Origin of the sequence: Streptomyces sp. DH41 (assembly GCF_029813785.1) — a bacterium.
Classification (GTDB): Bacteria; Actinomycetota; Actinomycetes; order Streptomycetales; family Streptomycetaceae; genus Streptomyces.
On sequence record NZ_JARVKY010000017.1, the window covers coordinates 183479 to 195512 of the forward strand.

At 72.1% G+C, this 12034-nt stretch carries 12 protein-coding genes; 2 read left to right on the plus strand and 10 right to left on the minus strand.

Going from position 1 to position 12034, the window contains the following annotated elements; all coding sequences use genetic code 11:
* Window positions 1-59: 59 nt before the first annotated feature.
* Window positions 60-794 carry a type 1 glutamine amidotransferase gene (locus QC283_RS26090; protein WP_279564116.1) on the minus strand — a complete coding sequence of 245 codons (735 nt, stop codon included), beginning with the start codon at window positions 792-794 and terminating at the stop codon, window positions 60-62.
* Window positions 795-817: 23 nt separating this feature from the next.
* Entirely contained in the window at window positions 818-2056 is a 1239-nt protein-coding gene (locus tag QC283_RS26095) for a Mur ligase family protein (protein ID WP_279564117.1), read from the minus strand.
* Between the two features lie 169 nt (window positions 2057-2225).
* Here QC283_RS26095 and def point away from each other — a divergent pair, with 169 nt between their 5' ends.
* Window positions 2226-2765, plus strand: coding sequence for a peptide deformylase (gene def, locus QC283_RS26100; protein WP_279564118.1), 540 nt, complete (start codon window positions 2226-2228; stop codon window positions 2763-2765).
* Window positions 2766-2976: 211 nt separating this feature from the next.
* Here the strand turns inward: def and QC283_RS26105 are convergent, their stop codons facing one another.
* Window positions 2977-3633, minus strand: coding sequence for a TetR family transcriptional regulator (locus QC283_RS26105; protein WP_279564119.1), 657 nt, complete (start codon window positions 3631-3633; stop codon window positions 2977-2979).
* A 169-nt stretch (window positions 3634-3802) separates the two neighbouring features.
* On the opposite strand from QC283_RS26105, the gene QC283_RS26110 reads away from it, so the two are divergent.
* Window positions 3803-5065: an acyl-CoA dehydrogenase family protein gene (locus QC283_RS26110; protein ID WP_279564120.1), complete on the plus strand. Its 1263-nt coding sequence runs from the start codon at window positions 3803-3805 to the stop codon at window positions 5063-5065.
* Here QC283_RS26110 and QC283_RS26115 read toward each other — a convergent pair.
* From QC283_RS26115 to QC283_RS26145, 7 genes are all read right to left on the minus strand, one after another.
* Window positions 5062-5595 (minus strand): cupin domain-containing protein, encoded by a 534-nt coding sequence (locus QC283_RS26115; RefSeq protein ID WP_279564121.1) that lies wholly within the window; start codon window positions 5593-5595, stop codon window positions 5062-5064. The two genes, QC283_RS26110 and QC283_RS26115, sit on opposite strands and share 4 nt — an antisense overlap.
* On the minus strand, window positions 5592-6812 hold the full coding sequence (locus tag QC283_RS26120) for a cytochrome P450 (RefSeq protein ID WP_279564122.1): 1221 nt from the start codon (window positions 6810-6812) through the stop codon (window positions 5592-5594). Before QC283_RS26120 ends, QC283_RS26115 begins: the two co-directional genes overlap by 4 nt.
* A complete protein-coding gene (locus QC283_RS26125) occupies window positions 6809-7945 on the minus strand; it encodes a type III polyketide synthase (protein ID WP_279564123.1) in 1137 nt (378 codons plus the stop codon). The genes QC283_RS26120 and QC283_RS26125 overlap by 4 nt, the downstream gene beginning before the upstream one ends.
* A 133-nt stretch (window positions 7946-8078) precedes the next feature.
* Window positions 8079-8315: a DUF6213 family protein gene (locus tag QC283_RS26130; RefSeq protein WP_279564124.1), complete on the minus strand. Its 237-nt coding sequence runs from the start codon at window positions 8313-8315 to the stop codon at window positions 8079-8081.
* Between the two features lie 25 nt (window positions 8316-8340).
* Window positions 8341-9726 carry an NADP-dependent succinic semialdehyde dehydrogenase gene (locus QC283_RS26135; protein WP_279564125.1) on the minus strand — a complete coding sequence of 462 codons (1386 nt, stop codon included), beginning with the start codon at window positions 9724-9726 and terminating at the stop codon, window positions 8341-8343.
* Window positions 9727-9822: 96 nt separating this feature from the next.
* The gene (locus QC283_RS26140) at window positions 9823-10284 is read right to left on the minus strand and encodes an NUDIX domain-containing protein (RefSeq protein ID WP_279564126.1); all 462 of its coding nucleotides are present in this window, start codon (window positions 10282-10284) and stop codon (window positions 9823-9825) included.
* Window positions 10281-11819, minus strand: a complete 1539-nt coding sequence (locus QC283_RS26145; RefSeq protein ID WP_279564127.1) for an ATP-dependent DNA ligase — start codon at window positions 11817-11819, stop codon at window positions 10281-10283. Before QC283_RS26145 ends, QC283_RS26140 begins: the two co-directional genes overlap by 4 nt.
* Window positions 11820-12034: the final 215 nt, after the last annotated feature.

The following is a 12034-nucleotide window of genomic DNA, read 5'->3' on the forward strand; positions in this document are numbered from 1 at the left end:
GCCCGCGGAGGCCCGGACGGGCTCGCCCCCCAGGCCCGGCAGGCTGCCGCGCCGCCGGTCTACGCCGGCTGCTGCGCGGCGGCGATGCGCTCGTTGCGCAGCGCCTCGTACCAGCGGTCGTCGGTCGGCGGCAGCGCGTTCACGTCGAGGGCCAGCTTCAGCAGCAGGTCCGCGATCTGCGGGTTGCGCGCCAGCACCGGGCCGTGCATGTAGGTGCCGAAGACCGTGTCGTTGTACGCGCCCTCCGTACCGTCGCCCGTGCCGTTGCCGTTGCCGTTGCCGAAACGGACCTGGGCGAGCGGGCGGGCGCCGGGGCCGATGTGCGTGATGCCCTGGTGGTTCTCGAAGCCGGTCAGCGGCGGCAGGCCCAGGCGCGGGTCGATGTCGCCGAGGACGTCGCCGACGCACCGGGCGCCCTCGCCGCGGGTGGAGACCACGTCGAGCAGGCCGAGGCCCGGCTCGCGCTGGCCCAGGTCGTTGATGAACTCCTGGCCCAGGATCTGGTAGCCGGCGCAGACGGAGAAGACGATCGCGCCGTTCTCCACCGCCCGGTACAGGCCGCCGTCCCGGCGCAGCCGCTCGGCTGCCAGCCGCTGCGGGCGGTCCTCACCGCCGCCGATCAGGTAGATGTCGCCGGAGGTCGGGATCGGCTGGTCGCTGCGCACGTCGAGCCGGGCCACGTCGAGGCCGCGCTGGCGTGCCCGGCGCTCCACGACGAGGGCGTTGCCCTGGTCGCCGTACGTGCTGAGGAGGTCCGGGTAGATCCAGACGATCCGCAGTTGGTTGTCGCTCACGAAAGTCCCCTGAAGTCTCGCGGTCAGTTGCCGACGCGGCGGCGCAGGTCCTGGAAGGCGGTGTAGTTCGCGATGACCTCGATGCGGCCGGGCGGGCACAGCTGCACCGCCTGGTCGATGTCCTCGCAGACCTGGAACTGCTGGTTCGCGACCTCCAGGCGCACCGCGAGGTCCAGCTTCCGGTCACCGACCAGGCAGATCGGATGGCCGGTCAGCCGGGTGTAGTCCACGTCCCACAGCCAGGAGGTGTCGGTGCCGTCGGCGCCGCGCGCGTTCACCGAGAGGATCACCGGGGTCGGCGGCGGGTCGATCAGGGAGAAGGTCTCCAGCCAGCCCGCCGGGTTCTTGGCGAGCAGCAGGCGCAGGTCACGGCCCTGGTACTGCACGACGTCGTAGCGTCCGGCGACCGCCTGCACCTGGTACATGCGCTCCAGGGCGACCTGCGGCGGCACCCCGAACACGGCGGCGACGGCCGCCGACGAGGCGGCGTTGGCCTTGTTGGCGCGGCCCGGCAGCTGGAGGTGGATCGGCCAGGCGGAGCCGTGCGGGTCGAGTACGTGGTCGCCGGACAGGGCCCAGCTCGGCGTGGGCCGGCGGAAGCCGCACTCGCCGCAGAACCAGTCGTCACCGGGGCGCTGCATCACACCGCCGCAGGACGGGCAGGACCAGGCGTCGTCCTTCCACATCTGCCCGGCCGCGACCCAGATCACGTTGGGGGAGGAGGACGCCGCCCACACCACCAGCGGGTCGTCGGCGTTGGCGACGACCACGGCCTTGGAACCGGCCAGGCCCTCGCGCCAGTTCTCGGCGAGCATCCGGGTCTCCGCGGCGCGGTCCAGCTGGTCGCGGGAGAGGTTGAGCAGGGCGATGCACTTCGGCTCGGTGGCCTGGGCGACGCCGACGAGGTACTTCTCGTCGACCTCGATGACGCCGAACCGGGCCTCCGAGCCGCCCGCGAGCGCCGAGGTGATGCCGGCCGGCATGTTGGCCCCGAGCGCGTTGGAGACGACCGGACCGGCCGCCTTGAGCGCCTCGGCGATGAGCCGGGTGGTGGTGGTCTTGCCGTTGGTCGCCGAGACGAGGGTCACGTCCAGGTGCTGGGCGAGCCGTGCGAGGAGGTCGGGATCGAGTCTCAGCGCGACCTTGCCGCCGATCACCGAACCACTGCCGCGCCCCGCGGCACGAGATGCCGCCGCGACCGCCTTGCCCGCGGTCACGGCGATCTTGGCCCGGGGCGAAAGCGGGTCCGAGTTGCCTGCCATCAGTTCTCGATCCTCCTTGCGTACGCGCCGCGCCTGAAGCCTGACGGCCACGTGGTGTGGACCTCAGCCTATCGAGATCCGTTCGCACTCCCGAATCGCGGCACCGGTCACGGGGTTTTGGCGGTGGGCGCGAGCCGCCGCGGGACACAGGGACCTTACTCTTGCCGCCATGCGACACGGCTCCATCCCGGGCGCCCACGGGCGCACCCGCCCCCTCGGCCTCCTCGGCGACCCCGTCCTGCACGCGCCCTGCGAGGAGGTGACGGACTTCGGTCCGGAACTCGCGGCCCTGGTGGAGGACTTGTTCGCGACCATGTACGCCGCGCGCGGCGTGGGCCTGGCCGCGAACCAGATCGGCGAGCCGGTACGCGTCTTCGTGTACGACTGCCCGGACGACGAGGACGAGCGCCATCTCGGCCACGTGGTGAACCCGCGGCTGGTCGAGACCGGCGGGGTGGTGGTGCGCGGGCCGGAGGGCTGTCTGTCGCTGCCGGGCCTGGAGGCCGGGACGGAGCGTCACGACGAGGCGGTCGTGACGGGTCTCACGATGGCCGGGGAGCCGGTCACCGTGCGCGGGACGGGGTTCTTCGCCCGGTGCCTCCAGCACGAGTGCGATCATCTGGAGGGCCGGGTGTACGCCGATCGCCTGACGGGCCGGCGCCACCGGAAGCTGATGCGGCAGGTGGCGCGGGCGTCCTGGCACCGCTGAGCGCGTCGCCCGGCTGCCGGCGGCCACGGATGCGTCCCGCGCCCGGCGCGTGGCCTGAGGCACCGTCGGGGAGGCGGCAGCGGCAGCGGCACTGGCCCGGCAACGGCGCGGCACTGGCACCGGCGTGCGGCCGGGCCCGGCATTGGTCCGGCACGGCACCGGCGTGCGGCCGGGCCCGGCCCGCGACCGTCAGAAGCCGGGCCCGCGACCGTCAGAAGCCCGGGCCGCCCGCCTTGTCGCCGGCCGCGGCGAGGCGGCCCCACAGCAGGTCGGCCAGGGTGCGCACCAACTCCGTGCGGGAGCAAGGGCGTTCGCCCAGCCACCAGTCCCCGGCGGCGTGCATCATGCCGACGATTCCGTGCCCCCACACCCGGGCCAGCTGCTGGGTGCCCGGTCCGACATCGAGGCGTTCCTCTATGACCTGGGCCAGTTCCTCGCCCATGCGGCGCAGCAGCGGCGCCGAGTGCTTGCCGATGTCGAAGCCCTGCTCGGTCTGGTCGCCCGTCGGGGCGGCGCCCTCCGCCGGATGCATCAGGAAGCGGTACACCTGCGGGCGGGCCTCTATGGCCGCCAGATAGGTGTCCAAGGTGGCCTCGACGCGGTCCCGCCGTTCCGCCGGAGCGTCGAGGGCGGCCCGCAGCGAGGACAGGAGCGCGTCCGTGTGCCGCCGGGCGAGGGCGGCGTAGAGTCCGCTCTTGTCGCCGAAGTGGCGGTAGAGGATCGGCTTGGTGATGCCTGCCTCGGCGGCGATGGCGTTCATCGAGGCCTGGGGGCCGTCGCGCAGCACCACCCGGTCGGCGGCCTCCAGCAGCTCACGCCGGCGGCGGTCGGCGGACCGCTGTTGATCGGTCCGCTGCGTGGTGTCCATGTGCTCTCCCCACCCGTGCTGTTTCGGTGACGCCTGCGCAAAGTAACACCTGGCGGACACCCGGCATCGAACGGGAGGGCGACGGGGCCTCGGGAGTTGACTTTTCCTACCCGCCGGTAACAGACTCGGGTTACCGCAAGTAACATGCACGTGCGTCACTGGAGGGGACATGGCCGAGTTCACCATGGAGCTGAGCGACGAACAGAAGGAGGTCCGGGACTGGCTGCACGGCTTCGCGGCCGACGTCATCCGCCCCGCGGCCGCCGAATGGGACGAGCGTGAGGAGACTCCCTGGCCAGTCATCCAGGAGGCCGCCAAGGTCGGCATCTACTCCCTCGACTTCTACGCCCAGCAGTACTTCGACCCCACCGGCCTCGGTATCCCCATGGCGATGGAGGAACTGTTCTGGGGTGACGCCGGCATCGCGCTGTCCATCGTCGGCACCGGCCTCGCCGCCGTCGGCGTCCTCGCCAACGGCACCGAGGAGCAGATCGGCACCTGGATCCCCCAGATGTACGGCGACGCCGACGACGTGAAGCTCGCCGCGTTCTGCTCCTCCGAGCCCGACGCCGGCTCCGACGTGGCGTCCATGCGCACACGTGCCGTGTACGACGAGGCCAAGGACGAGTGGGTGCTCAACGGCACCAAGACCTGGGCGACCAACGGCGGCATCGCGAACGTCCACGTCGTGGTCGCGGTCGTCGACGCGGAGCTGGGCTCCAAGGGCCATGCCTCCTTCATCGTCCCGCCGGGCACCCCCGGGCTGTCCCAGGGCCAGAAGTTCAAGAAGCACGGCATCCGCGCCTCGCACACCGCCGAGGTGATCCTCGACAACGTGCGCCTCCCCGGCTCCTGCCTGCTCGGCGGCAAGGAGAAGCTGGACGCGCGCCTGGCCCGCGCCCGCGAGAAGGCCAAGAAGGGCGGCATGGGGGTCCCCCCGCTCGAGCGAAGCCGAGAGTGGGGGAGGGTCAAGAACGCGGCGATGGCCACGTTCGAGGCGTCCCGCCCGGCGGTCGGCGCCATGGCGGTCGGCACCGCGCGTGCCGCGTACGAGGTCGCGCTGGAGTACGCGCAGACGCGGGAGCAGTTCGGCCGCCCGATCATCGACAACCAGGGCGTCGCCTTCCAGCTCGCGGACATGCGCACCTCGATCGACGCGGCGCGGCTGCTGGTCTGGCGGGCCTCGTGGATGGCGGTCAACGGCAAGCCGTTCACGGCGGCCGAGGGCTCGATGTCGAAGCTGTTCGCGAGTGAGACGGCGAAGAAGGTGACCGCCCAGGCGATCCAGATCCTGGGCGGCAACGGGTACACGCGGGAGTACCCGGTGGAGCGGATGCACCGCGACTCCGCGATATACACGATCTTCGAGGGCACGAGTGAGATCCAGCGGCTGGTGATCGCCCGGACGCTGGCGGGGATGCCGATCCGTTAACGATGCCTGAGCGGCGTCAGCTGCTCGATGTCGTACTTGGCCCTCAGCGCCTCGATGGCCTCGTGGTCCGGCGGACCCCCGTCCGCCAGGATCTCCAGCAGTTCCTCGAAGTAGCGTTCGTGGTCCGGGGGCGGGCCGGCCTGGAAGAACATCTTGGCCGGCTCGCCCGTCGGGTTCGCGAAGGCGTGCGGGCAGCCGGGCGGCACGACGATGACCGTGCCCGGGGTGGCGCGGACCACCCGGTTGCCGGTACTCGACTCCCACTTCTGCCAGTTGTCGGGCGTACGCACGCGCGGCTCGAAGGCGAGGACGTCCAGTTCGCCCTCGAGCACGTAGAACAGCTCCTCGCTGCGGGTGTGCACATGGGCGCCGACGTCGAAGCCCGGCGGCACGACGACCTCGAAGGTGGAGGCCATGCGCGAATGCGAACCGGTCACCTTGAAGGTCACGTGCTGGGCGGGTGCCTGCACGACCCTGCCGTGCCCCGGCGGCACCAGCAACCCCTGCGACTTCGCCGCGAGGCCGCTCACCAGGTCACCGGCAGGGCCTCGGGACCGCGGATCAGCGCCCCCTTCCTGAAGGGCACGTCCTCGGGCGGCACCGCGAGCCTCAGGCCGGGCACCCGGTCCAGGACCGCGTCGACGAGCAGCTCCGACTCCAGCCGGGCCAGCATGCTGCCGGGGCAGTAGTGCGGGCCGAAGCCGAAGGACACGTGCGGGTTGGGGCTGCGGGCGAAGTCGATCGTGTCCGGGTCGGGGAAGACCTCCGGGTCCCGGTTCGCGGCCAGGTACGACACGTAGACCGCGTCACCCGCCCGGATCCGCACCCCTTGGATCTCCACGTCCTCCAGGGCGATCCGGGACAGCCCGACGGCGTTGCGATGGGGAATCCAGCGCAGCAGCTCGTCGATGGCCCGGGGACGGGCCCCGGGTTCGGAACGAAGGCGTTCGGCGAGTTCGGGGCGGGTCAGCAGCAGGTAGAACATCTGCCCGCTGTTGTTGGTGACCGCCTCGCCGCCGATCTGCAGCAGGACGGCGAGCCCCACCGCCTCCTCCAGAGTGATCTCCCCCCGGCCCACGGCCGCGCCGAGGAGCGAGGTGACGTCCTCGCCGGTGCTGTCGGACCGGAGCCCGACGAGATCGGCGAAGTAGGCGCTCATCTCCTGCTTGGCCTTCTCGCTGACCTCCGCGCCGTGCGAGGAGGACAGGATCAGCTGGGTCCAGGTGTGCATGCTGTGCCGGTCGGTGGCCGGGACGCCCATCAGCTCGCAGATCACCGCGATGGGGAAGGGGCTCAGCACGGCCTCGGTGAGGTCGGCCGGCGGGCCGGCCCTCAGCAGGGCGTCGACGAGTCCGTCGAGCATGACCCGGGACTGTTCGCGCACGCGCTCCACGCCCCGGGCCGTGAACGCGGCGGCCACCGAACGGCGCAGCCGGGTGTGGTCGGGAGGGTCGAGGAAGCCGACCGCGCCACGTGCCGGGATGAAGTGCGGGGCGAGCCGGGTGACCTGCCGGTCCATGACGGCCTCGCGGCCGAACCGGGAGTCGTTGGTGACCATGCGGACGTCGTCGTGGCGGGTCACCAGCCAGGCCCAGCCCTCGCCGTGGGGCAGTGAGATACGGGTGAGGGGACCGTCGCGCATCAGCTCGGTCAGGACGGGGTCGAAGTCGGTGCCGGGCAGGTCGAAGGCCGGCCAGTCCCGGACGGGCGGGGCGGTTTCGGCCCGGTCGATCGTCTCTTCGCTCACGCTTGCCTCACGCCTCGCGTCTCGTCCGCGGTCTGCCAGCGGCCCAGGGACATCTCCGCGGTGATGCCGGGACCGAAACCGGCCAGCAGCCCGCGTGCCCGGTCCGGGGCACCGCCTTCGTCGAAGAGCCTGCGCAGCGCGTCCAGGACGACGGCGCTGGCGATGTTGCCGTACTCGGTGAGCGTGGCCCGGCTGAACCGGAACGCGTGCCGGTCGACGTGCAGAAACGTGCTGAGGTCGTCCAGGATCCGGGGCCCGCCGGCGTGGACGATGTAGAAGTCCAGGTCGGAGGCGTCCCAGCCGTGGGTCTCCGCAAGATCCCGCAGGGCCGGCGCGAGCGGCTCCATGGTGGCCGGCACCCGCTTGTCCAGCAGGAAGTGGAAACCGGTCGCCTTCACGTCGTACATGATCCACTCTTCGGTCTTCGGGATCAGGTAGGAGCCGTTGCGCTCCAGCCGGACCCCGGTGCCGCCCTGACCGCGGACCACCGCGGCGGCGATGCCGTCGCCGAAGAGGCCGTTGGAGAGCAGGGAGCCCACACCGATGTCGGTGGGCTGGTAGCACAGCGAGCAGAACTCGCAGGCCACGATGAGCGCGTTCGCCTCGGGATAAGCGGTGCAGAAATCGTGGGCCCGGTTGATCGCCGCACCGCCGGCCGCGCATCCCAGCTGGGCGATGGGTATCTGCCGCGTGGTGCTGTCGAAGCCCATCTCGTTGATCAGCCACGCCGTGAGCGAGGGCATCATGAAGCCCGTGCACGAGACGTAGATGATCACGTCGATGTCGGTGGTGAGCAGTTCCGCGTCGTCCAGGGCCCGCTGGACCACCGCCGGGACACGGGACTTCGCCTCCCGCTCGTAGATCCGGTTGCGGTCCTCGAAGCCGGGGTGCTTCAGGGTCTCCTCGATGGGCTGCACGATGTGCCGGGTGCGTACCCCGGTGTTCTCTATCAGCCGGAGGGCGAGCGGCAGTTGGGGATGGTCGGTGTGGCGCTGGCGCGCCAGCTCCAGCGTCTCCTCCATCGTGATCACGTGCTCTGGAACGGACACCGAGGGTCTGCACAAAGTCGCCATGAACCGTGCCTGCTTTCGCCTCGCGGAAGGCTCTCGCCCCCCGGCCGGAAAGTGGTGCACCTTTTCGGGTGCTCACCCACGATCACTCACGGGGGCGGCGATCTCTCGCCGGGCTACTCCGTCTCGGGGACCGGACGGTGCGGGCGGGGGACGAGCGTCCGTCAGGGAGGAGCGTCGTCAGGGAGGAGCGTCGTCAGGAGGACTGGCCGCTGCTGTGGGCGATGCACGCCACGTCGATACGGTCGGCCAGCTTGGCGAGCTCGATCGTGAGGGCGGCGACCGTGTCCTCGTCCAGGCTCTCCTCGCCGGCCTCCACCAGCCGCAGCCATCGCCCGCCCACCGTACGCAGGAGTTTGCTCACGTCGGACGCGGCGACCTGCAAAGTGCCGTGGTCGTCGACGATCAGAGGCAGGGTCACTTCGCGGTTCACAAAGGGGATCGTAGTCGCGGAAGGCTCACGCTCCGTGCCATACGGTGGTGATGTTGCAGAACTCCCGGATTCCGTGCCCGGACAGCTCACGCCCGTAGCCCGACCGCTTGACCCCGCCGAACGGGAACGCCGGATGGGACGCCGTCATCCCGTTGACGTACACGCCGCCGGCCTCCAGGTCCCGTACGAAGCGGTCCACGTCGGTGTCGTCGCGGGTCCACACGTTGGAACTGAGCCCGAAGTCGGTGTCGTTGGCGATCAACACCGCCTCGTCCAGGTCGGCCGCCCGGTACAGCGTGGCGACCGGGCCGAAGGCCTCCTCGCGGTGGACGCGCATCTCGCGGGTCACGTCGGCCAGCACGGTCGGCGGGTAGTACCAGCCGGGCCCGTCCGGGCGTTCGCCTCCGCACAGCACGCTCGCCCCGCCGCGCACCGCGTCGTCGACCAGCTCCACGAGGTCGTTGACGCCCTGCTCGCTGGAGAGCGGGCCGACCTCGGTCGCCTCGTCCATCGGGTCGCCGACCGTCAGCGCCTTCATGCCCTCGGTGAAGCGTGCGACGAAGGCGTCGTACACGTCCGTGTGCACGATGAACCGCTTGGCGGCGATGCAGGACTGTCCGGCGTTCTGTGTGCGCGCGGTCACCGCCACCTGGGCGGCCCGGTCGACGTCGGCGGACGGCATGACGACGAACGGGTCGCTGCCGCCCAGCTCCAGCACCGTCTTCTTGATCATCTCCCCGGCGGTGGAGGCGACCGCGCGGCCGGCGGGCTCGCTGCCGGTGAGCGTCGCGGCCCGCACGCGCTCGTCGCGCAGGATGTCGTCGACCGCGGCGGAGCCGATGAGCAGGGTCTGGAAGCACCCCTCGGTGAAGCCCGCCCGATGGAACAGGTCCTCCAGGTACAGGGCGGTCTGCGGCACGTTCGAGGCGTGCTTGAGCAACCCGACGTTGCCCGCCATCAGCGCGGGAGCCGCGAAGCGGATCACCTGCCAGAGCGGGAAGTTCCACGGCATCACGGCGAGCACCGGCCCGAGCGGCCGGTAGCGGACCAGCGCCCGCAAGGCGCCGGAGTCCTTCACGTCCGCCTCGGCGGGCTCCTCGTCGGCCAGCAGCTCCGCCGCGTGGTCGGCGTACCAGCGCATCGCCCTGGCGCACTTGACGGCCTCCGCGCGGGCCTGCTTGACCGGCTTGCCCATCTCCGTGGTGATGACCTTCCCGATCTCCTTCTGGTCCGCCTCCAGAAGATCGGCGGCCCGGCGCATGAGCCCGGCCCGCTCATAGAACCCCGTCGTCCGGTACGTGCGGAAGGTGGCCTCCGCGAGCTGGAGCCGGCGCTCGATCTCCTCCTCGCCCATGGCCTCGTACGTCCTGAGCGTCTCGCCGTTCGCCGGATTCACCGTCGCGATGGGCATGGCCGACCTCCTGGGTGCGCGTTCGTGCTTCGACCTTGGCCTGTGGCGCGGGGTGCCGCAACGCATACGGGTCCCGTCGCCGCCGGTCGACTCTCGTCAGTGCGAGTGCTCAGCCAGCCGGTCGAGAAACGCGGCCTGCGCCTTCACGATCACCTCGCGCGCCCGGTCCACCGGGAACCACGCCACCCGGTCCAGCTCGGGGAACTCCTCGGTCCGCCCCGACCTCGGCGGCCACTCCATGCGGAACGTGCCGGGGACGACGGCGGCCGGGTCGAGGCCGGCCTCGACAGCCCAGACCGTGACCATCTTCCCGCCCGCCTGTCGGACCTCCCCGAGCGGTACGGCCACGCCCTCGGGCGGCGGCAGTCCCAGCTCCTCCTCGAACTCGCGCCGGGCCGCCTCCCAGGCCGGTTCGGCGGGGTCGTACTCCCCTTTCGGGACGGTCCACGCCCCGGCGTCCCGGCCGGCGTAGTAGGGGCCGCCCATGTGCCCGAGGAGCACCTGGAGATCCTGGCCGGGACCGCGCCGGTACAGCAGCAGACCCGCGCTGCGCCTCACCGGGCCACCTCCGGGTGGGCGGCGAGCAGGGTGTCCACCGTGTCGGCGTCCTCGGGGCGCTTGTCCTCCCGGTAGCGGACCACGCGGGCGAAACGGAGGGTGACGCCGGCCGGGTAGCGGGTGGAACGCTGGAGGCCGTCGTAGGCGATCTCGACGACGAGTTCGGGGCGTACGGTCACCCCCCAGCCGTGCTCCTCGACGGCCAGCCGCCCCAGGCGCTCGGTCTGCCAGGCCAGCAGTGCGTCGGTCATGCCCTTGAAGGTCTTGCCCAGCATGGCGAAGGAGCCGTCGGCGGTGCGGGCGCCGAGGTGGAGGTTGGACAGCTTGCCGGTGCGGCGGCCGTGGCCCCACTCGGCGGCCAGGACGACCAGGTCGAGGGTGTGGACGGGCTTGACCTTCAGCCAGGAGGCGCCGCGCCGGCCCGCGCTGTAGGCGGCGTCGAGCCCCTTGACCACGACACCCTCGTGCCCGCGCCCCAGCGTCTCGGCGAGGAACCCCTCGGCGGCCTCCGTCTCCTCGGCTCCGCGCACCAGCCTGCGCCGCACCCGGGTCGGCTCGGGGACCAGCCGGGCCAGCTCCGCGTGCCGCTCGGTCAGGGGCAGGTCGAGCAGGTCGCGGCCGTCGACGGACAGCGCGTCGAAGAACACGACGGAGACGGGGACCGTCCGCGCGGCGGTGGCCACGTCCGTGCGGGAGCCGACCCGCCCGGCGGTCTCCTGGAAGGAGCGGGGCCGTCCGCTCTCGTCGAACGAGATCACCTCGCCGTCCAGGACGAACCGCTCACCGGGCAGTTCGAGTGCCGCCGCGGTGACCTCGGGGAGCCGGTCGGTGATGTCGTCCAGGGTGCGGGTGTAGAGCCGTACGGTGCCTCGGTCGCGGTGCACCTGGACGCGGATGCCGTCGAGCTTCTCCTCGACGGCCGAGGCGCCCAGCTTGCCGACCGCCTCGGCGACCGAGGAGGCGCTGTGCGCCAGCATCGGCAGGACCGGGCGGCCCACGGTGAGCCGGAACCGGTCCAGGGCGCCGGGCCCGTCGGCCAGCAGGGCCTCGGCCACCGTCTGCAGCGAGCCCGCGAGCATCACCGCCCGCCGTACGTCCGCCGGGGGCGCGTCGGTCGCCGCGGCCAGGCCCTCCACGGCGGCCGCGTCCAGGGCGCCCTGCCGGACCTCCCCGGTGAGCAGCCCGATCAGGAAGCGCTGCTCGTCCTCGGTGGCCGCGCCCATCAGCTCGCCGACCAGCCGTGTCCGCTCGGCCTGCGAACCGGCGCCGGACACCGCGCCGAGCCGCGTGAGCCGGGCGTCCACCTCGCGCACGGTCAGGGTCGGTCCGGCGGCCGGTGGGACCGGGCGGCTCAGCACCTTCCAGCCGACGCCGATCCGGCCCTGCGGGAGCCGGCCCGCCAGGTACGGGATGACGACCGGCACGTCCGCCGCCTCCGCCTCCCGGAACAGCTCCGCGAGCAGGGCGGTCTTCCGGGACCGCGCCGACGTGGCGGCGATCTCCCGGGACACCTGGGCCAACCGGGTAAGCAGCATGCAGTCAGAGTGCACCGGGGAGGCCGGGACCACACCCGCGTGTGGTGGCGGTCCCGCGCCGCTCGCGCGGTGGACGTCGGGGCGTTCGGGCCTTCGGGGGCCAGATCATGGAGCGGGGCCGGGTCCGGGGCGTCCGCGTCGCGGCGGTACCGCGTGGTGGGTGCCGGGGTGCCGGGGTGCCGGGGTGCCGGGGTGCGGGGGTGCCGGGGTGCGGG